The organism is Massilia sp. ZL223 (assembly GCF_018119395.1).
Classification (GTDB): domain Bacteria; phylum Pseudomonadota; class Gammaproteobacteria; order Burkholderiales; family Burkholderiaceae_D; genus Telluria.
Genome location: NZ_JAGPWD010000024.1, coordinates 70,093 through 90,369, shown reverse-complemented (window position 1 = coordinate 90,369; position 20,277 = coordinate 70,093). Strand labels below are relative to the sequence as shown.

22 protein-coding genes and 1 riboswitch are annotated in these 20,277 nt (G+C 67.3%); of the genes, 8 read left to right on the top strand and 14 right to left on the bottom strand.

Annotated features, from left to right (window positions below; translation table 11 throughout):
• Positions 1–80: 80 nt before the first annotated feature.
• Positions 81–470 carry a group III truncated hemoglobin gene (locus KBW95_RS15675; protein WP_211528703.1) on the bottom strand — a complete coding sequence of 130 codons (390 nt, stop codon included), beginning with the start codon at positions 468–470 and terminating at the stop codon, positions 81–83.
• A gap of 210 nt (positions 471–680) precedes the next feature.
• Between KBW95_RS15675 and KBW95_RS15670 the strand changes: the two genes are divergently transcribed.
• Positions 681–1,097, top strand: a complete 417-nt coding sequence (locus KBW95_RS15670; RefSeq protein WP_211528702.1) for a hypothetical protein — start codon at positions 681–683, stop codon at positions 1,095–1,097.
• 1 nt (position 1,098) lies between these two features.
• Here KBW95_RS15670 and KBW95_RS15665 read toward each other — a convergent pair whose 3' ends face one another.
• From KBW95_RS15665 to KBW95_RS15655, 3 genes are all read right to left on the bottom strand, one after another.
• Positions 1,099–1,368, bottom strand: coding sequence for a hypothetical protein (locus KBW95_RS15665; protein ID WP_211526231.1), 270 nt, complete (start codon positions 1,366–1,368; stop codon positions 1,099–1,101).
• Between the two features lie 91 nt (positions 1,369–1,459).
• Positions 1,460–2,785, bottom strand: coding sequence for a HAMP domain-containing sensor histidine kinase (locus KBW95_RS15660; protein ID WP_211528701.1), 1,326 nt, complete (start codon positions 2,783–2,785; stop codon positions 1,460–1,462).
• Positions 2,782–3,522: a response regulator gene (locus KBW95_RS15655; RefSeq protein ID WP_211526229.1), complete on the bottom strand. Its 741-nt coding sequence runs from the start codon at positions 3,520–3,522 to the stop codon at positions 2,782–2,784. Before KBW95_RS15655 ends, KBW95_RS15660 begins: the two co-directional genes overlap by 4 nt.
• A gap of 179 nt (positions 3,523–3,701) precedes the next feature.
• Between KBW95_RS15655 and KBW95_RS15650 the strand changes: the two genes are divergently transcribed.
• The 6 genes from KBW95_RS15650 to KBW95_RS15625 all read left to right on the top strand — a co-directional run bounded on the left by KBW95_RS15650 (position 3,702) and on the right by KBW95_RS15625 (position 7,793).
• Entirely contained in the window at positions 3,702–4,394 is a 693-nt protein-coding gene (locus KBW95_RS15650; RefSeq protein WP_211528700.1) for a cytochrome c biogenesis CcdA family protein, read from the top strand.
• 10 nt (positions 4,395–4,404) lie between these two features.
• Complete coding sequence (locus KBW95_RS15645) at positions 4,405–4,896, top strand: thioredoxin family protein (RefSeq protein ID WP_211526227.1); 492 nt, start codon at positions 4,405–4,407, stop codon at positions 4,894–4,896.
• A 134-nt stretch (positions 4,897–5,030) separates the two neighbouring features.
• Entirely contained in the window at positions 5,031–5,759 is a 729-nt protein-coding gene (locus KBW95_RS15640) for a 3-oxoacyl-ACP reductase family protein (RefSeq protein WP_211528699.1), read from the top strand.
• A 21-nt stretch (positions 5,760–5,780) separates the two neighbouring features.
• Complete coding sequence (locus KBW95_RS15635; protein WP_211528698.1) at positions 5,781–6,815, top strand: alpha/beta fold hydrolase; 1,035 nt, start codon at positions 5,781–5,783, stop codon at positions 6,813–6,815.
• 23 nt (positions 6,816–6,838) lie between these two features.
• Positions 6,839–7,258 carry an organic hydroperoxide resistance protein gene (locus KBW95_RS15630; RefSeq protein ID WP_211528697.1) on the top strand — a complete coding sequence of 140 codons (420 nt, stop codon included), beginning with the start codon at positions 6,839–6,841 and terminating at the stop codon, positions 7,256–7,258.
• Between the two features lie 91 nt (positions 7,259–7,349).
• Positions 7,350–7,793, top strand: a complete 444-nt coding sequence (locus KBW95_RS15625) for an SRPBCC family protein (protein ID WP_229429781.1) — start codon at positions 7,350–7,352, stop codon at positions 7,791–7,793.
• On the opposite strand, the gene KBW95_RS15620 is transcribed toward KBW95_RS15625, so the two are convergent.
• The 6 genes from KBW95_RS15620 to KBW95_RS15595 all read right to left on the bottom strand — a co-directional run bounded on the left by KBW95_RS15620 (position 7,794) and on the right by KBW95_RS15595 (position 15,181).
• A complete protein-coding gene (locus KBW95_RS15620) occupies positions 7,794–8,444 on the bottom strand; it encodes a GNAT family N-acetyltransferase (protein WP_211528696.1) in 651 nt (216 codons plus the stop codon). It lies immediately after the preceding gene.
• An 89-nt stretch (positions 8,445–8,533) separates the two neighbouring features.
• Positions 8,534–10,066: a diguanylate cyclase gene (locus tag KBW95_RS15615; RefSeq protein ID WP_211528695.1), complete on the bottom strand. Its 1,533-nt coding sequence runs from the start codon at positions 10,064–10,066 to the stop codon at positions 8,534–8,536.
• Positions 10,067–10,184: 118 nt separating this feature from the next.
• A complete protein-coding gene (locus KBW95_RS15610; RefSeq protein WP_211528694.1) occupies positions 10,185–11,336 on the bottom strand; it encodes a multifunctional CCA addition/repair protein in 1,152 nt (383 codons plus the stop codon).
• A gap of 2 nt (positions 11,337–11,338) precedes the next feature.
• Complete coding sequence (locus KBW95_RS15605; protein ID WP_211528693.1) at positions 11,339–12,058, bottom strand: glutathione S-transferase family protein; 720 nt, start codon at positions 12,056–12,058, stop codon at positions 11,339–11,341.
• A gap of 191 nt (positions 12,059–12,249) precedes the next feature.
• Positions 12,250–13,212 (bottom strand): complex I NDUFA9 subunit family protein, encoded by a 963-nt coding sequence (locus KBW95_RS15600; protein ID WP_211528692.1) that lies wholly within the window; start codon positions 13,210–13,212, stop codon positions 12,250–12,252.
• Between the two features lie 7 nt (positions 13,213–13,219).
• Positions 13,220–15,181: a lytic transglycosylase domain-containing protein gene (locus KBW95_RS15595; RefSeq protein ID WP_211526219.1), complete on the bottom strand. Its 1,962-nt coding sequence runs from the start codon at positions 15,179–15,181 to the stop codon at positions 13,220–13,222.
• 109 nt (positions 15,182–15,290) lie between these two features.
• On the opposite strand from KBW95_RS15595, the gene KBW95_RS15590 reads away from it, so the two are divergent.
• The gene (locus KBW95_RS15590; protein ID WP_211526236.1) at positions 15,291–15,905 is read left to right on the top strand and encodes a 5-formyltetrahydrofolate cyclo-ligase; all 615 of its coding nucleotides are present in this window, start codon (positions 15,291–15,293) and stop codon (positions 15,903–15,905) included.
• A 126-nt stretch (positions 15,906–16,031) separates the two neighbouring features.
• On the opposite strand, the gene metF is transcribed toward KBW95_RS15590, so the two are convergent.
• The 4 genes from metF to metK all read right to left on the bottom strand — a co-directional run bounded on the left by metF (position 16,032) and on the right by metK (position 20,230).
• Entirely contained in the window at positions 16,032–16,862 is an 831-nt protein-coding gene (gene metF, locus KBW95_RS15585) for a methylenetetrahydrofolate reductase [NAD(P)H] (RefSeq protein ID WP_211526218.1), read from the bottom strand.
• Positions 16,849–17,205 carry a phage holin family protein gene (locus KBW95_RS15580; protein ID WP_211526217.1) on the bottom strand — a complete coding sequence of 119 codons (357 nt, stop codon included), beginning with the start codon at positions 17,203–17,205 and terminating at the stop codon, positions 16,849–16,851. Before KBW95_RS15580 ends, metF begins: the two co-directional genes overlap by 14 nt.
• 87 nt (positions 17,206–17,292) lie before the next feature.
• Positions 17,293–18,705: an adenosylhomocysteinase gene (gene ahcY, locus KBW95_RS15575; protein WP_211526216.1), complete on the bottom strand. Its 1,413-nt coding sequence runs from the start codon at positions 18,703–18,705 to the stop codon at positions 17,293–17,295.
• 29 nt (positions 18,706–18,734) lie between these two features.
• Positions 18,735–18,807, bottom strand: a riboswitch (S-adenosyl-L-homocysteine riboswitch).
• Between the two features lie 256 nt (positions 18,808–19,063).
• Positions 19,064–20,230: a methionine adenosyltransferase gene (metK, locus tag KBW95_RS15570; protein WP_211526215.1), complete on the bottom strand. Its 1,167-nt coding sequence runs from the start codon at positions 20,228–20,230 to the stop codon at positions 19,064–19,066.
• Positions 20,231–20,277: the final 47 nt, after the last annotated feature.

The following is a 20,277-nucleotide window of genomic DNA, read 5'->3' as shown; positions in this document are numbered from 1 at the left end:
CGCCTGGCTGCTTGACTCTTTCATTCCCCACAACCGCGCCCCCCCGCCCCCCGCGGGGGCCACGGTTTTTTGGCTAGCTCTTAATTGAACTGGCCCTTTACCCGGATTTCGCCGAAGAACCCGAGCTGCAAGCTCGAGGCGATACGTTCCGCCACCAGGATCGCCTCCTTCGCATCCTCCGCCCCGAAGACCTCGATCGCCGTCAGCTTGAACAGCGTCAGCCAGCGGACGAAATGCTCCTTGTCGATGCCGCTCAGGGCCATGTGCTTGCCGAACACATTGCCCTCGAACTCGCCGGTCCCGAGCAGGACCTTGGTCCAGAAGGCGTACATCCTGGGCATGTGCTCCTGCCACTTGCCCGCCAGCTTGGCCTCGAACACGGGCCCCAGCACGGAATCCGTGCGGACGCGGCCGTAAAAGGTATCGACCAGCCGGATGATGGAAGATGGTGTGATTGCAACTGCGCTCATCGCTTTGCCTCTACTGGAAACCCCGCCATTCTAGCAAATATGCATTTTCGATGCTGCTTATAGAGACCGTGGCGGCGCCGTTTTCACCGAATCTTTCCGGTAGAGCTTGCGTCGTCCGATTTGCAGCCTAAGCTGAATGTGCGCCGCCATTCCGGCAGCGCCGCGCCGGGCTTGCCAGGTGCGCCGACACATTCGATCACTCCGGAGACAATGATGAACCATCGCCTGATCTTCCGCATCGTAGCCATCGTCGGACTAGCCTTCGGTCTTGCGCTGCTGCTCGCACCGGACGCCCTCATGAACGCCTACGGCGTCGAAAGCATGAACAGCACCGGCCGCCACATGGCGATGCTGTACGGGGCCGCGCTCACCGGTTACGGCTTCATGAACTGGGGCGCCAGCCGCGCCGTCGACCTCGCAGAGATCCATTATGTCCTGATCGGCAACCTGGTCGGCAACGCGCTCGGCCTGGTCGTGAGTCTCTACCGTGTGCTGATGGTGCCCGCGGAGCCGCAATCCGTCTGGCTGAACGTTGCCATCTTCCTGGCCTTCACTGGCATGTTCGCCTACCTGTACCGGACCAGCCCGGCCGGCTACCGCCTGCATGCGGCGGCGCGGCACGCGTGATTCACGCCGCGCTGTCCTGCGACAGCGTCTCGTACCATGGCGCGTAGGGAGTGTTGACCACCAGGCGCCGGTTGAGGTCCGGTGCGCCGTCCGTCCACCAGACGGGTCCGCGCTCCCCCAGCGCGCGCTTGACCGCGTCGACGGCGGCGCGGGCGCGGCGCTCCGCCTCGGCGTCCTGCGCCTTCATCGCCGCGCCCACCTGCCGGCGCGCATGCATGAGTTCCTTGACCAGTTCCTGCCTCCGCTCCGGCGCGAGCTGGGGATTGCTCATGCGCCAGAGGCGGCCCGCTACGACGAAGTAGCGTCCGTCCGGCGTGACGGGATGGTGGCGGGCGTCGGGCATGGCCCTACTATACCCAGCCTTACTGCCGCGTGTCGTCCTCCAGGCCGCGCAGGACCAGGGTCGCTTCCAGGCCGCCTTGCGGATGATTCCTGAGCGTCAGCGCGCCATCCATCGCCTGCGCCAGCTGCCTGGCGATGGACAGGCCCAGGCCGGTCCCGCCGGTATCGCGGTTGCGCGAGGCTTCCAGGCGGTAGAAGGGTTCGAACACCTTCTCCAGCTCGGCCTCGGGAATGCCGGGCCCGAAGTCGCGGATGCGGATCGCGATCTCTCCCGGTCCCTGGCGGCCGATGCCGACCTGGACGGCGCCCGCATACTTGAGGCCATTGTCGACCAGGTTGCCGAGGATGCGCCGCAAGGCCTGCGGGCGGGTCGCGATCGTCATGTCCGCCCTCCCCTCCAGCCCGACCTCCTGGCCCGCGTCCTGGTAGTCGCCCACCAGGCTCTCCAGCATCGCATCCGGATCGATCCGGCAAGGCGCCTCGCGCGCGCCGTGCAGGGTGCGCGCGTAGGCCACCCCGTCCTTCACCAGCGCTTCCATCTCGCGCAGGTCGCGGTTCATCTTGTCGCGCTGGACCTCGTCGTCCAGCATGTCGGCGCGCATGCGCATGCGCGTGATCGGCGTCTGCAGGTCGTGCGAGATCGCGGCCAGGATCTGGGTGCGCTCGGTCATGTAGGCGGCGATCCGCTCCTGCATGGCATTGAAGGCCCTGGCCGCGCGCGCCACTTCCAGCGGCCCGGATTCCGGCAGCCGCTCCGAGCGCAGGTCCGGCCCCAGGCTGTCGGCCGCGCCGGCCAGCTGGGCCAGCGGGCGGGTCGCTAGGCGCACGCCGGCCCAGGTGCACAGCGCCAGCAAGGCCAGCTGGGCGAGCAGCAGCGCGGGCAGCCAGCCGGATACCGGCAGCCCGGCCGGCCGCATGTCGATGGTGAGCGGCGTGCCGTCGCTCAGCGTCACATGCGCCTGGACCCGGTTCGGATGGCCTGGCGCCGCGCTTGCGGTGACGCGGTAGCGCTGGCCGATCGCCTCGACGAAGGCATCGGCGATGCGGCGCGACAGCACGGTATCGGGCGCGTGTCCGGGCTCGCCCGGAGTCAGGGAAAAGCGGTAGGTGCGGCGCTCCAGCCTGGGCAGCCACGCGGCGCGCTCGTTCGCCGGCAGCCGGTCCAGCAGCGCGACCGAGCTGGCCACGTCCTGTTCCAGGAAGTTGAGCATCAGGCCGACGGAGGCTTCCCTGCGCTCGCTCATGATCAGCACATAGGACAGCGCCTGGGCGAGCGCGAGCCCCGCCAGGAGGATCAGCATCAGCCGCATGAACAGGGTCCGCGGCCACCGCAGCCAGGTCTTCATGCCGGACCGTCCGCGACCTCGACCGAGGACGAGAACACATAGCCCTCGCTGCGCAGGGTCTTGATGTAGCGCGGCTCGCGCGCATCGTCGCCCAGGCGCTGTCGCACGCGGCTCACCAGGAGGTCGATGGAGCGGTCGAACAGGTCGGCTTCGCGGCCCTGGGTCAGGTTGAGCAGCTGGTCGCGGGTGAGCACCCGCTGCGGGTGGTCGAGGAAGACGCGCAGCAGGCGGTATTCGGCGCCGCTCAGGGCCACCATCGTGCCCTCGCGGTCGAGCAGGTGGCGGCCGACCGTGTCCAGCTTCCAGTCGCCGAAGGCCAGGAACTGGCCCGGCTCCTTGACTTCGAAGTTGGGCGGCAGCATGCGCGTGCGGCGCAGCACGGAACGGATGCGCGCCAGCAGCTCGCGCGCCGCGAACGGCTTGGTCAGGTAGTCGTCCGCGCCCATCTCCAGGCCGACGATGCGGTCGGTTTCCTCGTCGCGCGCGGTCAGCATCAGGACCGGGACCGCGCGCCATTTGCCCGCCCGCAGGTCGCGGCACAGGCTCAGGCCGTCCTCGCCCGGCATCATCAGGTCCAGCACCACCAGGTCGACCTGCTGCTGCTCCATCAGGGTGCGCATCTGGCGGCCGTTGGCGGCGGTGGAGGCGCGCATGCCGTTCTTTTGCAGGTAGGTAGCCAGCAGTTCGCGGATTTCGAGGTCGTCGTCGACGATGAGGATGTGGTCGGTGGTGTCCATGTTGTCTCGGTCAGAGTGAGCGGCCATGCCGTCTTTATAGCCTGCTTGCGCCAGGCTTTTGTATCCCAGTGTATCCGGCGCCGCCATCGCTACAGTGGCTTGCAAAAAACCCGGGTTTGGACACAGCCGGGATACGCCGGGGCGATGTAATGCGGTCATCCAACCAGGAGGACCGTGCCATGCAACATCTTATCGACGCTCCGCTCGCCCTGCTCGGCGGCGTACTGACCATCGCCTCGCCCTGCGTGCTGCCCATCCTGCCCATCGTCCTGGGCGGCACCCTGCAGGAATCCAGCCGCAGCCGGCCCCTGTTCATCGTGGCCGGCTTCGTCCTGGCCTTCGCCTCGCTCGGCCTGCTGCTGGCCAGCGCCTCGCAGCAGGTCGCATTCGCCCACGAGACCCTGCGCCTGGCCGGCATCGCCATGCTGGCGCTGACCGGGCTGGCGATGCTGCGGAAGGCGCCCTATGCCTGGCTGGCGAACCGCGTGAGCCAGTTCGCGGGCGCCATCCTGCCCGCCGGCGGCGAACGCGCCGGCAAGCTGGGCGGCTTCGTGCTCGGCATGTCGCTGGGCGCCGTCTGGACGCCCTGCGCCGGCCCGGTGCTGGCCTCGATCCTGGTGCTGGTCGCCCAGGCACAGGATATTGGCTGGTCCTCGACCCTGCTTCTTCTCTACGCCATAGGCGCCGGCATCCCCATGCTGGCCATCGCCTACGGCGGCCAGTTCGCCCGCCAGCGCATCCGCGCCCTCGCCCGCTACACCGGGCGCCTGCAGCAGGTCTTCGGCGTCCTGATCCTGGCGACCAGCGCCGCCATTTACTTCCAGTACGACGTCTTGCTGGTCGCCCACCTCGCCAATTTCATCTCGCTTTGAAAGGAAACGCATGAAAACCATGATCGCCCTGCTGTTCGCCGCCGCCAGCCTGTCCGCCCACGCCGCCCCCGCACCGGAGTTCACCGGCATCGACAACTGGCTCAACTCGCCGCCCCTGAGCATGCAGCAGCTGCGCGGCAAGGTGGTGCTGGTCGACTTCTGGACCTACACCTGCATCAACTGCATCCGCACCCTGCCCTACGTGAAGAGCTGGCACGAGAAGTACAAGGACAAGGGCCTGGTCGTGGTCGGCGTGCATACGCCCGAGTATCCCTTCGAGCGCTCGACCGCCAACGTCCAGTCGGCCATCAAGCGGCTCGGCATTCCCTACCCGGTCGCCCAGGACAACCGCTACGCCACCTGGCAGGCCTATTCGAACCAGTACTGGCCGGCGGTGTACCTGATCGACAAGCAGGGCCGGGTCGTCTACACGCACTTCGGCGAAGGCGCCTACCAGGAAACCGAGGCGAAAATCCGCGCCCTGCTGGCGCAGGCGCAGTAAGGCCCCGCTTTGTATCCCACTGTATCCACTTGCGCGCCATACACACGCGATTGCAAAAAACCGGGTTCCGAACACATCCGGGATACGTGGGGGGAATGTAATGAACACATCGACCAACGCATGAAGGAGCAAGCATGAACACCCCGAAGAAAACCGCACTCGTCATCGGCGGATCGCGCGGCATCGGCGCCGCCATCGCCCTGCGCCTGGCGCGCGATGGCGCCAACGTCGCCCTCACCTACGCCAGCGCCGCGGCGAAAGCGGAGCAGCTGGCCGGCGCCATCGAGGAGCACGGCGTGCAGGCCCTGGCGCTGAAGGCGGACAGCGCCAATGCCGCCGAGCTGCAGGCCGCCGTCGAACAGGCCGCCGCGCGCTTCGGCCGCATCGACATCGTCGTCCTCAACGCCGGCATCCTGCACATCGCCGATATCGCCGAGTTCGGGATCGAGACGCTGGACCGCATGCTGGACGTGAACGTGCGCGGGGTCTACCTGGCGATCAAGGCGGCGCTGCCGCACATGCCGCCGGGCGGACGGGTGATCACCATCGGCAGCAATACCGCCGTGCGCAGCGGGCACCCGGGTTCCAGCGTCTATGCGATGACCAAGGGCGCGGTGGCGGTCATGGTCAAGGGCCTGGCGGTCGACCTGGCGCCGCGCGGCATCACCATCAACAACATCCAGCCCGGTCCCATCGAGACCGACATGACGGCGGACATGATCGAACTGGTCAAGGACTGGATTCCGCTCAAGCGCGTCGGCCAGCCGTCCGAGATCGCCGGCCTGGCTGCCTACCTGGCCGGCCCGGAATCCGGCTACATGACCGGCGCCAGCCTGACCATCGACGGCGGCATGTCCCTCTGACCCATCCGACTGGAGAAACGCATGAACACCAATCTGAAACGCAGGAGTTTCCTGAACGCCGCCTCGCTGGGCATCGCCGCCGCCCAGCTGGGCTTGATCGCCGGCGCGAGCGCCGCCGTGCCCACCGTTTCCGGCGGTATCTCGCCGGCCAGCAATACCTTTACGGACATCAAGCAGATCCGCGCGGGGTTGCTGGACGTGGGCTATGTCGACATGGGACCGCGCACGGGCTATCCGGTGGTGCTGTTCCATGGCTGGCCCTACGATATCCACGCCTTCATCGATGTCGCGCCCATCCTGGCGGCCGCCGGCTACCGCGTGATCATCCCGCACCTGCGCGGCTACGGGACGACGCACTTCCTTTCGAAGGACACCCCGCGCAACGGCCAGCAGGCCAGCTTCACGGCGGACGCCATCGCCTTCCTGGATGCGCTCAAGATCGACAAGGCCATCGTTGCCGGCTTCGACTGGGGCGCGCGCATCGCGGCGACCCTGGCGGCGCTGTGGCCCCAGCGCTGCACCGCCCTGGTGTCCGTCAGCGGCTACCTGATCGGGAGCCAGGAGGGGAACCGCAAGCCCCTGCCGCCCAAGGCGGAGCTGCAATGGTGGTACCAGTATTACTTCGCCACCCCGCGCGGCGAACAGGGCTACCGCGAGAACACCCGTGCCTTCGCGCGCCTGATCTGGGAGCTGGCTTCGCCTGACTGGAAATTCGACGACGCCACCTTCGCGCGCTCCGCCAGGTCGCTCGACAATCCGGACCACGTGGCCATTTCGATCAGCAACTACCGCTGGCGCCTGGGCCTGGCGCCCAGCGAAGCCCGCTACGAAGACCTGGAGCAGCGACTCGCCAGGTTCCCGGACGTCGCCGTCCCGGCCATCACGATGGAAGGCGACGCGAACGGCGCGCCGCATCCGGCCCCGAAGCTCTACGCCAAGAAATTCCTCGGCAAGTACGAGCATCGCCACCTGACCGGCGGCATCGGCCACAACCTGCCGCAGGAAGCCCCGCAAGCCTTCGCCCAGGCCATCCTGGACGTGGGCAAGTGGATTTGAATTTTTATTGAACAGGAAACATCATGCGCGACACCACCACTGTGCTCTATACCGGCAAGACCCGTACGACTTCCGGAGGCCGCGACGGCGCGGCCCGCAGCAGCGACGGCCGGCTCGACATCCAGCTCTCCTCGCCCGGCTCCAAGGGGGCGGGCACCAACCCCGAACAGCTGTTCGCGGCGGGCTGGTCGGCCTGCTTCATCGGCGCGATGGGACTGGCGGCAGGCAAGCTGGGCCTGAAGCTGCCGCCCGAGGCCCACGTCGATGCCGAAGTCGACCTGTGCAACTTGAACGGGGCCTATTTCCTGCAGGCGCGCCTCGACGTGCACCTGCCCGGCCTGCCGGCCGAGATCGCGCAGGCGCTGGTCGCCGCGGCCCACCAGACCTGCCCCTACTCGAAGGCGACCCAGGGCAATATCGACGTCGACATCCGCGTGGTATAAAAATGTCTGCGGGCGTGTCGAATTCCGGCCCGCCCGTTCGTCGTAATGGCAGAGGGATGTCCTCTGCCACTACCAGACAAAGGAACCGATCATGTCCAATACCGTCGAATTTCATCGCGTCTTGAAATCCACGCCCGACCGCGTGTACCGCGCCTTCACGACACCGGCCGCCCTGGCCAAATGGCTGCCGCCACACGGCTATGTGGGCACCGTGCACGAGATGGACGCCAGGGTCGGTGGGCGCTACCGGATGTCCTTCACCAATTTCACGACCGGCAACAGCCACGCCTTCGGCGGCGAATACCTGGAACTGGTGCCGGGCGAGCGCCTGCGCTACACGGACGAGTTCGAAGACCCGAAGCTGCCGGGCCGGATGGAAACCACGGTGAGCTTGCGCCAGGTATTTTGTGGAGTGGAAGTGAAGATTCGGCAGGACGGCATTCCCGCCGCGATTCCGGCCGAGCTCTGCTACCTGGGCTGGCAGGAATCGCTGGAGCTGCTGGCCAGGCTCGTGGAACCCGAGATCAAGGAATGACTACTTCTTGGGAGAGAACCATTTGACCGCGGCGCGGGCATTGGCCTTGACGGTGTAGTCGATCACGGCGAACTGTTCTTCCAGCGCCTCGGCCATCACGCTGCCGGGGCTGGGCGGCGGCAGCTGCAGGTAGGCGTCGGCCTCGCCGTGTTCGCGCTTGATGCGCATGCCGGCCTTTTTGGCGATGTGCATCATGGTCTGGTTCGAGGACAGGCACTGCATGTACAGGGTGTCGATGTCGGAATTGCGGCAGTGAATGGCCGCGCGCTGGAACAGGCGCGTGCCCACGCCCTGTCCGCGCGCCGAGGCCGAGACCGAGACCCCGAATTCGGCCACCCGCTCCTTGGTGGTGGTGCCGCGCCCTTCGGAGGTCGAAAACCCGAGGTGGCCAACGCCCACGAGCTGGAAGATGCCGTTATAGACGCCCAGCACGATGTCGCGCGAAAAATCGATTTTCGCGACATAGGCCTTGATTTGATCGTCGGGAATGATGCTGCCGAAACGCAGCAGGCGGTCGTTGCCGTCCAGCGCCAGGAAATGCTTCAGCACCCGGCGGCGGTCGCGCTCGGCCAGTTCCTTGACCAGCACGGTCGGCTGGCCCTTCTTTCCGCTCAGGCCCCGGATCCAGCGGCGTAACGGATTGTCCAACATGATGACGCCCTTATTGTGCACTGCAACAAACGAATTCTAGCCGAAGCCGGCCAGCTCTGCTTTATTGTGGGGCTTGCTGTGCGGAAAGGCTAGCTTGGCGTGAGCCACTGTGACTCCGGGCTGACAACGAAGCTGCCCTTGCCGGATTGCTTGGCTTCGTACATGGCCTTGTCGGCGTCGGCCAGCAGGGCCGCCTGGCCGCGCGCGGCGCCGGCCTGGCCCCTGGCGGCGGCGATGCCGATGCTGGCGGAGATGCGCACCGGGTTGCCGTCGGCCTCGGTGATCGACTCGATTTGCTCCAGCGCCAGCCGGGCCACGCGCAGCGCGCCTTCGCGCGCGCTGACGTCTTCGAGCATGATCACGAACTCGTCGCCGCCCAGGCGCGCCAGCGCATCCTCGGCGCGCAATTTGTCCTGCACGCGGCGCGCCACCATCTGCAGCACCAGGTCGCCGGTGGCGTGGCCCCAGGTGTCGTTGACGGCCTTGAAGCCGTCCAGGTCGATGAACATCAGGACCACCACGCTGTCGCGGCGGTCGGCGCGCGCCAGGGCGCGGTCGAGCAGGCGGGTCAGCTGGCGGTAGTTGATCAGGCCGGTCAGGCTGTCGTGCTGGGCCAGGCGTTCGAGCTGCTTCGATTGCGTTTCGAGTTCCGCCGTGCGCTCGGCCACGCGGTGTTCCAGGGTTTCGTTGGCGGCCTGCAAACGCTGGTTGACCTCGCCGATGATGCGGTAGCTGCGGCGCAGGCGCCAGCCGGCATAGGCCAGCAGGACCAGCAGCACCGCCGAATAGGCGAACAGGTAGCCGCGGAAGCGCTGGCGCTCCAGCAGCACGGTGTCGAAGGAGCGGTCGAACTCGCGCCCCAGGCGGTCGAGGGCGGCGCCGGTGCCTGCGCCGGCGATCTGGGCTTCCAGGCGGTTTTCCAGCGGCCGCTTTTCCAGGATCACGCGGCAGCTGTGGATCAGGGCGTCCATCTTCTCGACCACGGCCGGCGAGAAGGCGATTTCCTGGGCCGCGACGTCGCCCAGGATCTCGTCGATGCGCGTGGCCAGGGCCGGCGTCGGCGCCAGGTTGTAGCGCAGGATCTCGGTGAGCAGCGCGTTGAGCGTGGTGTCGAGCCGGACCACGATGCGCGCCGGCGCCAGCGCGCCTTCGATGCCGCTCAGCTCGGTCTTGAGATCGGCCACGGCGGGCGGCACGTGCATCAGGGCCTCGCGCAGCGGCGGGTTATGGACGGCGAACAGGGTGACCAGCTGTTCCTTGGTGCGCATCGACTGGCGCAGCTGGTCGTAGGCGGCGGGCGCGGCGGTGCCGGTGGTGTGGGGCAGCGCTTCGCCCAGGCGCGCCACCAGGTCGTGCATGCGCGGCAGCTGGGTGGTGAGGCGCTGTTCCGGAGGCGCGCGGCCGATGTGGGCGCGCAGGATGTTGGCGTCCCACTCGGCGTCGAGCTTTTCCAGCTCGCGCAGGTTGAGCATGACGCGGTTGCGGATCTCCGGGTCGACCGATTCGGTACGGATGTAGAGGAAGGCGAGCAGGATGCTCAAGGCGACGACCGCCGCCCCGGCCAGCAGCAGGCGGCGGCGCGGACTCAAGTTCGCTACACGCTGCGCCAGTACGGCAAGCATAATTTTCCCCTAACGCAACAAAACCCGACAGCGAAGGATAGCAAATCTATTAAATGTATTACGGGTAGGGTGTAAGCGAATGTAACACATGCGTGGCGGGTAGCCGCCCCTGTACGCCTCAGTGTCCTGGGCCGAGCGCTTCCTCGACCGCGCTCACCCGTCCCGCATGTACGGCTTCCGGAATCCTGTCCTTGCTTTCCACGTAGCGCTGGGCGATTTCACCCGCGTTGACGGCGCGCGCGGCGGCCAGGGCCTTTGTGATTTGGGGCGCCGTTTGCTGCAGCAAGTTCGGCACACGCGGCGCGCTGGCGGCGGCCAGCAGCATCTGGGCAAAGCGCTCCGGCTTGCGGAAGGCGTCGCAGCGCTCGAACAGGCTCACGATCGCCTCCGGGTCGAGCGCGACGCTCCGCTGCGCGGCCAGGCCGGTTTCACGCGCGGTCATCAGCGCCAGGTCGCGGCATTCGTTGGGCACCTTGAGCCGCTTGCACACGTCCTGGACCGGCTTCGGGTCCGGCGCCGCGTTCGTGCCGAGGCCAAGCATCAGCACCGCGAAGCGCACCTCCAGCGGATGCGCGCGCCGCGCCGCGCCGTCGATGGCGTCCATGATGCGCGCGTCCCCCTCCTCTCCTGGCTCCTGCGGAACACCGAGCTCCGGCAGGATGCGCGCCAGCGCGCCGCAGTCGCGCAGCACCGCCAGCATGCGCGAAGGCCGCTGCTCCATCAGGCCGCGCGAGAGTTCCTGCCACACGCGCTCCGGGACCAGGGCGTCGACCTCGCCCTCGTCCACCATGCGCCGCATCAGGGCGTTGGTCGTGTCCGCCACGCGAAACTCCGGCAGCCGCGCGGCGAAGCGCGCCACGCGCAGGATGCGCACCGGGTCTTCGGCGAAGGCCTCCGAGACATGGCGGAACACACGCCCGCCCAGGTCGGCCTGGCCGCCGTAGGGGTCGACGATTTCGCCCTCTTCCCCCAGGGCCATGGCGTTGATGGTCAGGTCGCGCCGGACCAGGTCCTGTTCCAGGGTGACGTCGGGCGCCGTGTAGAAGGCGAAGCCGTGGTAGCCCTTGGCGGTCTTGCGCTCGGTGCGGGCCAGCGCGTATTCCTCCTGGGTCTCGGGATGCAGGAACACGGGGAAGTCCTTGCCCACCGGGCGGAAGCCCGCCGCCAGCATCTGTTCCGGCGTGGCGCCGATCACGACATGGTCGCGGTCCTGCACGGGCAGGCCCAGCAGCTGGTCGCGGACCGCGCCGCCGACAACGTAACTGCGCATGCTCAGTCGCCCGGCAGGTCGGCGTCGTGCAGCGGGGTCGGGTCGTCCTCCGCCAGCGCTTCCTTCACCCAGCGCGCCACGGCCGGATGGGCCAGCACGCGGTCGCAATAGGCCTGCAGGGCCGGCGCCAGCGCCACGCCGTAGGTGCGGAAGCGGGTCACGACCGGCGCGTAGAAGGCGTCGGCGATCGAGAACTCGCCGAACAGGAAGTGATGGTGGCCGAAGCGCGACAGGCAGTCTTCCCAGATCTCGCAGATGCGGCCGATGTCGGCCTGGGCGCCCGGCGTGCGCCCGCGTCCCGGCAGGTGGGCCTGGATGTTCATCGGCATGGCGCTGCGCAGCTCGCCAAAGCCCGAGTGCATCTCGGCCACGATGGAACGGGCCAGCGCGCGCGCCGCCACGTCCTGCGGCCACATGTGCTTGTCGGGGAATTGCTCGGCCAGGTATTCGGTGATGGCCAGGCTGTCCCAGACCGTCATGTCGCCGGCCAGCAGCACCGGCACCCGGCCGGCGTGGGAATAGCGCGCGATATTGGCCGAGGTGTCGGGCTGGTCGAGCAGCACGCGCACTTCGGTGAACGGAATGCCGAACGCGACCGCCGCCACCCAGGGACGCATCGACCAGGACGAGAGGTTCTTGTTGCCGATGACGAGCGTCAGGCCCGGCCGGCGCGCCTGGTCCAGGGTGTGCGAGAGGATCGGGTCGAGTTCGATGGTCTGCATGGCGTTCCTGTATCAAAAATGTTGGGATCTTGGTCGGTGCTGTCCCCGTTTCCCGTAGGGTGGACGGCTCTGCCGTCCACGCGGTGATCGTTAACGGCGCCGTTTTCGCGCACGGTCCGGATGGCGTGCGTCGAACGCGTGGACGTCTGTCCTTCAGGCCACTGGCCTGAAGGACCCCGTCCACGCTACGATCAGCGTCCGGCCCTGGTGCGGTAGGCATCGAGAGGATCGCGCCCCGCCAGGTAGTGCGGCGCCACGTCCTCGATCGACGTGAGCTTGATTCCCAGCGACTCGGCTGTCAAGGCTTTCGTTCCCGGATCGACCACGTTATCCACTTTCATGGAATCGAGGTTGTCGCGGCTGATGAGGGGATCGCCCGGCAGCAGCTCGAACAGGCCGGCCTGCAGGCGCGCCATCCAGTCCGGCAAGCCGACCACCGCGCGTTCGTGGCCGGCGTAGCGGCCCGCCAGGCGCACCAGCTCGGCCAGGGTGTAGACCCGGGGGCCGCCCAGCTCGACCACTGCGCCGCGCGTGTGCGGCTGGGCCAGCGCACGGACGAAGGCGGAGCACACGTCGCCCACGTAGACCGGCTGGAAGCGCGCCTCGGCGCAGGCCAGCGGAATCACGGGAAGGTGGCGCTGCATGCGCGCGAACATGGTCAGGAAGTGGTCGCCCGGGCCAAACACCACCGAGGGCCGGACGATCGTGGCCGCGATCTGCGGCCGGCTGCGCGCGGCGGCCTCGCCGTCGGCCTTGGAGCGCTGGTACATCGAGGGCCCGTGCGGGTTCGCGCCCAGTGCGCTCATGTGCAGGTAGCGCGGCACGCCCAGGTCGGCGCAGGCGGTGGCGATGCGGTGCGGCAGCTCCACGTGCAGGCGGCGGAAGCCCTCGCCGTAGGGTTGGCCGTGGCCGCCGTGCAGCACGCCCACCAGGTTGATCACGGCCTGGCAGCCTTCCATCAGGCTGCGCAGCACCTTGTCGTCGTGGATGTTGGCCACGCGCAGGTCGACGTCGGGCAGCAGGGTCAGCTGCTTGGCGGCTTCGTAGTGGCGCGCCGGCACCACCACGTCCACGCCCTCCTCCGCCAGCCGGGCGACAAGGTGGCAGCCGATGAAGCCGGTGGCGCCGATGGCCAGGACCTTGAGGGAGCCCATGGCGGCCTCAGGGCAGCACGATACTGCCCGTGCGCGGCTGGATGGTGGACAGGCGGGTCTTGATCGACTGCGGCTTGCCGTCGAACACGGCCGCGTAGTTGGTGGCGTTGGCCATCACGTTGCGCACGTAGCCGCGCGTTTCCGAGAACGGGATGGTCTCGACGAAGACCGCGCCTTCCATCGGTTCGCGCAGCAGGCCGCGCCAGGCGCGCGCGCGTCCCGGCCCGGCGTTGTAGGCGGCGGTGGCCAGCACCTCCGAGCCGTCGAAGTTTTGCAGCACCATGTTCATGTAGTTCGCTCCCAAGGTGATGTTGGTGCGCAGGTCCGTCAACATGTCGTGCACGAAGTTATCCAGGCCGATCTTGGCGGCCACCCACTTGCCGGTGGACGGCATCACCTGCATCAGTCCCGAAGCGCCGACGCCGGAGCGCGCGTCCTGGATGAAACGCGATTCCTGGCGGATCAGGCCATACACCCAGGCCTTGTCCAGCCCCAGGTCCTGCGCGGTGGGGCGCAGGATCTCGAGGTGGGGCGCCGGGAAGCGCTGGGCGTAGTCGAGCTCGGTGCGCGTGCGCAGCGAGGTTTCGACCATGCGGTCGAGCAGCTCGTTGCGGCGCGCGAACTCGGCGGCGGCCAGCAGCTGACGTTCAGACAATCCGCGCAAGCCCCAGTTCCATTCGCGGTTGCCTTCCGCGCGCAGGCGCAAACCATAGAACTTCAGGGCGCGCTGCAGGCTCGGGTTGGCGCCCGCCTGCGCCAGTTCGGCGGCCGTGACCGGGGCCGCCGGCGGCGGCGCCGTCACCATGCGGCCCAGCTCGTCCATCGCCAGCTGGCCATAAAAGTTCGACTGCACGGCGATGCGCTCGAACAGCTCGCGCGCCTGATCCCCGCGTCCTTCGGCCTTGTGGGCGCGGCCCAGCCAGTAGACCCAGGCCGGTTCGGCGCGCAGGCCGGCCGGCATGGATTCGATGGCCGTACGCACCCCCTTCCAGTCGCCGTGGCGCAGCGCGATGCGGGTCTTCCACTGCATTTGTTCGTTCGTCAGCTGGGCGCCGTTGGCGCGGCGCCAGTAGTCGTCCGCCTCCGGCGACAGGCCGATCGAGGCGGCCAGCGCCAGGTTGGCCCAGCCGACGGCGCGTTCCTCCGCCGTGAGCTTGGCGCTGTTCTTCTCCAGGGCGACGGTGGCCAGCTTGAGGCTGGAGCGCGCCATGCGTCCGAGGGCGACCAGGTAGATGGCGCGCTCGGCCTGGGTCTTGCCGATCCCGCGCGCCATCGCCACGGCCGGCAGGTCGACCGCCTGGGCCGCACGGGTGTCCGATGCGCCGAGCAGCAAGGCGGCGCGCCGGGCCGGGCCGGTGGCGTTCATCTCGCCGGCCAGGCGCAGCTGCCACAGCAGGTCGGCCTGGGTGAACTGGCCGCCCTGTGCCAGCTGCGCGATCAGGGCCGCGCAGCCTTCGCCGTAGGCGGGTGGATTGGCCAGGATGGCGCGGGCTTCCTGCGCCACGTTGTCGCCGCGGCTGGCGCGCGCCAGCAGTGCGTAGCAGCGGATCTGCAGCTCGCCGTTCTGCCCCAAGGCGCCCATCTCGCGCTCGAAGCTGGCCCAGTCGCGGCGCCGTCCCAGCTCCAGCAGCCAGTCGGCGCGCAGGCGCTCGGCGATGGCGCTGCCCTCGTGGCGGCGCAGGGCCTCGCGGATTTCCTCGGGCGCCGCCTCGCGCAGGCGGGGTTTCAGACGATAATAGTCGACATACGAGGCCAGCTGGTAATGCGGCAGGCGCGAGGCCAGCGCGTTGACCTTGGCGCTGTCGTTCTGGCGCGCGGCTTCGCGCAGAAGCAGGAAGTTGCTGTCGTCGTCCGCAGCCGGATTGGCGTTCTGGGCGCCAGGCACGGTCGGGGCGCCGGCGGGAACGGGAGGCACGGCCTGCTCGGGCTGGGGAGCCTCGGGGTCCTCCTGGGCCGATGCGGGCGGCATCCACGCAAGGGACAAAGCAAGGGCAATGGGGGCAATGGCGGTCGGCAAGACGCCGGTTGTCAGACTCGATCGAAACATCAGAACTCTCAAAGTACGCTGCATTCAAACCATGACCGGCGATTCAAGAATACCACGCGCTTCCGGGCCACTGCCAGACGCGCACGGCACTAATGATGACGTGCTACAACAAGATAAATCCGCCTTGCGCAACGCGCTCAAGGCGCGGCGCCGCGCCATCGACCACGCCACCAAGCTGGCCTGGGACGACCGCATCGGCGCCCAGGTGCTGGCCTGGCTGCGGGCCCATCCCCAGGCCATGCTGGGGGTGTACTGGCCGCTGGCCGGCGAGCCGGACTTGCGTCCAGCCTACGCGGAATTGGCGGAGGCGGGCGTACGGCTGGCCTTGCCTGTGGTGGTGGCGCGCGACACGGCGCTCGGCTTTGCCGAATGGATACCGGGGGAGCCGACCGTGACCGACAGGCTCGGGGTGGCGGTGCCGGCGGAACTGCGCATGGTGGAAAGGCCGCCGGCGCTGCTGGTGCCCTGCCTGGGCTTCGACGCGGATGGATACCGGCTGGGATATGGAGGCGGGTTCTACGACCGCACCCTGGCGGCGCAGCCGCGGCCGCGGACCCTGGGCATCGCCTATGCCTTCCAGCGCGCGGAATTCCCGCTGGACGCGTATGACGTGCCGCTGGACCGGGTGATCACCGAGGAAACGTGATCGATCGTTATGGAATGCGGGATTGCGTTGAGCGCGTGGACGGCGAAGCCGTCCACGCTACGGAAGATGCCGCGATGTTTCATGTAGGGTGGACGGGTTCCCCGTCCACGCGTCAAACGGCCTGGATCACTTGACCAGGCGCTGCCAGAGCGCGGTGGTCGCCACCGCCTGGTTCATGCTGTAGAAATGCAGTCCCGGCGCGCCGCCCGCCAGCAGGCGTTCGCACAGCGCCGTCACGACGTCCAGGCCGAAGGCCTTGATCGAGGCGCTGTCGTCGCCGAAGCTGGCCAGCTTGAGGCGCACCCAGCGCGGGATCTCGGCGCCGCACATGTCCGAGAAGCGCATCAGCTGCGTATAGTTCGTGATCGGCATGATGCCGGCCACGATCGGCACGTCCACGCCCAGCTTGCGTGCGTTGTCGACGAACTGGAAGTAGGCGTCGGCGTTGTAGAAGTACTGGGTGATCGCGGCGTTGGCGCCGGCCTGTACTTTACGCGCGAAGTTCTGCAGGTCGTCCTGGGGCGAACGCGCCTGCGGGTGCATCTCGGGATAGGCCGCCACTTCGATGTGGAACCAGTCGCCGGTTTCCTGGCGGATGAATTCGACCAGCTCGTTCGCGTAGCGGAACTCGCCGGCGCCGCCGTAGCCGCTCGGCAGATCGCCGCGCAGGGCCACCAGGCGGCGGATGCCGTTGTCCTGGAACTGCTTGAGGATGGCGCGGATCGACGCGCGGTCGCCGCCGATGCAGGACAGGTGAGGCGCGGCCTCATGCCCTTCCTGGCGGATCTCGAGCACGGTCTGCAGGGTGCCGGCCTGGGTGCTGCCGCCGGCGCCGAAGGTCACCGAGAAATACTTGGGCTGCAGCTCGGCCAGTTTCTGGCGCGTGACGCGCAGCTTCTCCGCGCCCTCTGCCGTCTTGGGCGGGAAGAACTCGATACTGAAATTAGGAGTTTCCATCTTTGTCTGAGAGGAGCAAGGTTGAAAGCGCCCACGAAATGATGCTGTACAAAATGGCCGCCAGGAAGGCGGACCAGAAGCCCGCCACTTCGAAACCTTCGATCCAGTGCGCCACCAGCCAGAACAGCAAGGCGTTGATTACCAGGATGAACAGGCCCATCGACACCAGGGTCACCGGCAGGGTCAGGATCACCAGCAGCGGACGGATCAGGGTGTTGACCAGTCCCAGCACCAGCGCGGCGATGAGGGCGGTGCCGACGTTGGTGATGTGGACGGAATCCATCAGGAACGGCAGGGCCATGAGGGCGGCGGCGTTGATCAGCCAGGTCAGGAGCAGGCGCATCGGGGCATCGCTTTCGTGGGCGGCTTTGAGGGAAGCGCCAGGCGCGCTGCTGCGCGCCTGGCGTAACAGTACAGCGGAGCTACCGGATCAGTAGCGGTAGTGTTCCGGCTTGTACGGGCCTTCCTTGCTCACCGAGATGTAGGCAGCTTGCTCTTCGGTCAGTTCGGTCAGCTGCGCGTTCAGCTTCTTGAGCTGCAGGCGCGCCACTTTTTCGTCCAGCTTCTTGGGCAGCGTGTAGACGCCGACCGGGTAGGCGGCGGTGTTGCTGAACAGTTCGATCTGGGCGATGGTCTGGTTGGCGAACGAGGAGCTCATCACGTAGGACGGGTGGCCCGTGCCGCAGCCCAGGTTCACCAGGCGGCCTTCGGCCAGCAGGATGATCCGCTTGCCGTCCGGGAAGATCACGTGATCGACCTGGGGCTTGATGTTGTCCCACTCGTACTTCTTCAGCGCGGCGACTTCGATTTCGTTGTCGAAGTGGCCGATGTTGCAGACGATCGCCTGGTCCTTCATCTTGAGCATGTGCTGCTCGGTGATGACGTGGTAGTTGCCGGTGCAGGTGACGAAGATGTCGCCATGTTCGGCGGCGTAGTCCATGGTCACGACGCGGTAGCCTTCCATCGCGGCCTGCAGGGCGCAGATCGGGTCGATCTCGGTGACCCAGACCTGGGCCGACAGCGCGCGCATGGCCTGGGCCGAGCCCTTGCCCACGTCGCCGTAGCCGGCGATGACGGCGATCTTGCCGGCGACCATCACGTCGGTGGCGCGCTTGATGCCGTCCACCAGCGATTCGCGGCAGCCGTACAGGTTGTCGAACTTCGACTTGGTGACCGAGTCGTTGACGTTGATCGCCGGGAAGGCCAGCTTGCCGTCCTGGTGCATCTGGTACAGGCGGTGCACGCCGGTGGTGGTTTCCTCGGTGACGCCCTTGATACACGGCAGGCGCTTCGAGTACCACTGCGGATCGCGCGCGAGGCGGCCCTTGATGGCGTTGAACAGGCAGATTTCCTCATCCGAGCCCGGCTTGTCCAGCACCGAGATGTCCTTTTCCGCGCGCACGCCCAGGTGCAGCAGCAAGGTGGCGTCGCCGCCGTCGTCCAGGATCATGTTGGCGTGGTTGTCCGCCGGCCATTCGAAGATGCGGTGGGTGTATTCCCAGTACTCGTCCAGGGTCTCGCCCTTGACGGCGAACACCGGGGTGCCGACCGAAGCGATGGCGGCGGCGGCGTGGTCCTGGGTCGAGTAGATGTTGCACGATGCCCAGCGCACTTGCGCGCCCAGGGCTTCCAGGGTGCGGATCAGGACCGCGGTCTGGATGGTCATGTGCAGGGAACCGGCGATGCGCGCGCCCTTGAGCGGCTGGGCAGCGGCATATTCCTCGCGGATCGCCATCAGGCCCGGCATTTCGGTTTCGGCGATGCGGATTTCCTTCTCGCCCCAGGATGCCAGGGAGATGTCGGCGACGAGGTAGTCGGGGGATTCTTTGAGTACGGCGCTCATCACGCCCTCCTTTCAATGTTTAGAAAAAAGTAACGTGAGCGCGGTTGCTGATATCCGAGCCTGGCGAAGATGGGAACCTTCGTCGCAACGCTCCTCGGAATGGGCTAGTTTAACACGAGTGTGCGGGTGCTGCCCGGGGGTGTTGTTGGATTGCTTGCTGTGGGGGTGGTGCAGGGATGCGGATCGGTGTGCTACGAAACTTGAGCCCCGGCCTTCGCCGGGAGTCGTAGCCTCCAGTGGAGGCTACGACGTGCTGAAAGTATCACTTAAAGATGAGGCGTCGTTCCGGGACTCGGCGTCCCCCTCGGCCGGAACCCAAGTTTGCGTACGTAACGATACCGCCCGCTTGAACCCTGAATTACGCCAGCCCTGCCTCGGCACGCAGCAGCGCCGCCTTGTCGGTGCGCTCCCAGGTGAATTCCGGCTCTTCGCGGCCGAAGTGGCCGTAGGCCGCGGTCTTGGCGTAGATCGGGCGCAGCAGGTCGAGCATCTGCACGATGCCTTTCGGGCGCAGGTCGAAGTGTTCCATCACCAGCTTGGCGATCTGCTCGTCCGGGATCACGCCCGTGCCTTCGGTGTACACGGTGATGTTGATCGGACGCGCCACGCCGATCGCGTAGCTGACCTGGACCTGGCACTGGCGCGCCAGGCCGGCGGCGACGATGTTCTTCGCCACGTAGCGCGCGGCATAGGCTGCCGAGCGGTCGACCTTGGACGGATCCTTGCCCGAGAACGCGCCGCCGCCGTGCGGGGCCGCGCCGCCGTAGGTGTCGACGATGATCTTGCGGCCGGTCAGGCCGCAGTCGCCCTGCGGGCCGCCGATGACGAAGCGGCCGGTCGGGTTGACCAGGAACCTGGTGCCGTCCAGCCATTCGCGCGGCAGCACCGGCTTGATGATTTCCTCGATCACCGCTTCCTGGATCTGCGAGTGGGTGATTTCCGGTGCGTGCTGGGTCGACAGCACCACGGTGTCCACGGCCACCGGGCGGCCGTCGACGTAGCGCAGGGTCACCTGCGACTTGGCGTCCGGACGCAGCCACGGCAGACGGCCATCCTTGCGCAGCTGCGACTGGCGCTCGACCAGGCGGTGCGAATAGTAGATGGCGGCCGGCATCAGTTCCGGGGTCTCGTCGCAGGCATAGCCGAACATCAGGCCCTGGTCGCCGGCGCCCTGGTCGAGGTCGATGCCCGCGCCTTCGTCGACGCCCTGGGCGATGTCGGGCGACTGCTTGTCGTAGGCGACCAGCACCGCGCAACCCTTGTAGTCGATACCGAACTCGGTGTTGTCGTAGCCGATGCGCTTGATGGTGTTGCGCGCGACCTGAATATAATCGACGTTGGCATGCGTGGTGATTTCGCCGGCCAGCACCACCAGGCCGGTGTTGCACAGGGTTTCGGCAGCGACACGCGCGCGCGGATCCTGTTCCAGGATCGCGTCGAGGATGGCGTCGGAGATCTGGTCAGCGACCTTGTCGGGATGGCCTTCCGAGACGGATTCGGAAGTAAAAAGATAGTCGTTGGACATTGAGGCTCCAAAGTTACTGTTCAATAAACTGCCGCAGCAACTCGTGC

Bases quoted from the DNA above. Each gene is read 5' to 3' on its own strand.
- KBW95_RS15655 (WP_211526229.1), bottom strand. From the start codon at position 3,522: ATGGACACCACCGACCACATCCTCATCGTCGACGACGACCTCGAAATC.
- KBW95_RS15630 (WP_211528697.1), top strand. From the start codon at position 6,839: ATGCGCGACACCACCACTGTGCTCTATACCGGCAAGACCCGTACGACT.
- KBW95_RS15590 (WP_211526236.1), top strand. From the start codon at position 15,291: ATGACCGGCGATTCAAGAATACCACGCGCTTCCGGGCCACTGCCAGAC.
- KBW95_RS15595 (WP_211526219.1), bottom strand. From the start codon at position 15,181: ATGCCGCCCGCATCGGCCCAGGAGGACCCCGAGGCTCCCCAGCCCGAG.
- KBW95_RS15665 (WP_211526231.1), bottom strand. From the start codon at position 1,368: ATGAGCAATCCCCAGCTCGCGCCGGAGCGGAGGCAGGAACTGGTCAAG.
- KBW95_RS15620 (WP_211528696.1), bottom strand. From the start codon at position 8,444: ATGTTGGACAATCCGTTACGCCGCTGGATCCGGGGCCTGAGCGGAAAG.
- KBW95_RS15640 (WP_211528699.1), top strand. From the start codon at position 5,031: ATGAACACCCCGAAGAAAACCGCACTCGTCATCGGCGGATCGCGCGGC.
- metF (WP_211526218.1), bottom strand. From the start codon at position 16,862: ATGGAAACTCCTAATTTCAGTATCGAGTTCTTCCCGCCCAAGACGGCA.
- KBW95_RS15600 (WP_211528692.1), bottom strand. From the start codon at position 13,212: ATGGGCTCCCTCAAGGTCCTGGCCATCGGCGCCACCGGCTTCATCGGC.
- KBW95_RS15605 (WP_211528693.1), bottom strand. From the start codon at position 12,058: ATGCAGACCATCGAACTCGACCCGATCCTCTCGCACACCCTGGACCAG.
- KBW95_RS15660 (WP_211528701.1), bottom strand. From the start codon at position 2,785: ATGAAGACCTGGCTGCGGTGGCCGCGGACCCTGTTCATGCGGCTGATG.
- KBW95_RS15580 (WP_211526217.1), bottom strand. From the start codon at position 17,205: ATGCGCCTGCTCCTGACCTGGCTGATCAACGCCGCCGCCCTCATGGCC.
- KBW95_RS15670 (WP_211528702.1), top strand. From the start codon at position 681: ATGATGAACCATCGCCTGATCTTCCGCATCGTAGCCATCGTCGGACTA.
- KBW95_RS15610 (WP_211528694.1), bottom strand. From the start codon at position 11,336: ATGCGCAGTTACGTTGTCGGCGGCGCGGTCCGCGACCAGCTGCTGGGC.
- KBW95_RS15650 (WP_211528700.1), top strand. From the start codon at position 3,702: ATGCAACATCTTATCGACGCTCCGCTCGCCCTGCTCGGCGGCGTACTG.
- KBW95_RS15615 (WP_211528695.1), bottom strand. From the start codon at position 10,066: ATGCTTGCCGTACTGGCGCAGCGTGTAGCGAACTTGAGTCCGCGCCGC.
- KBW95_RS15675 (WP_211528703.1), bottom strand. From the start codon at position 470: ATGAGCGCAGTTGCAATCACACCATCTTCCATCATCCGGCTGGTCGAT.
- KBW95_RS15645 (WP_211526227.1), top strand. From the start codon at position 4,405: ATGAAAACCATGATCGCCCTGCTGTTCGCCGCCGCCAGCCTGTCCGCC.
- KBW95_RS15635 (WP_211528698.1), top strand. From the start codon at position 5,781: ATGAACACCAATCTGAAACGCAGGAGTTTCCTGAACGCCGCCTCGCTG.
- metK (WP_211526215.1), bottom strand. From the start codon at position 20,230: ATGTCCAACGACTATCTTTTTACTTCCGAATCCGTCTCGGAAGGCCAT.
- ahcY (WP_211526216.1), bottom strand. From the start codon at position 18,705: ATGAGCGCCGTACTCAAAGAATCCCCCGACTACCTCGTCGCCGACATC.
- KBW95_RS15625 (WP_229429781.1), top strand. From the start codon at position 7,350: ATGTCCAATACCGTCGAATTTCATCGCGTCTTGAAATCCACGCCCGAC.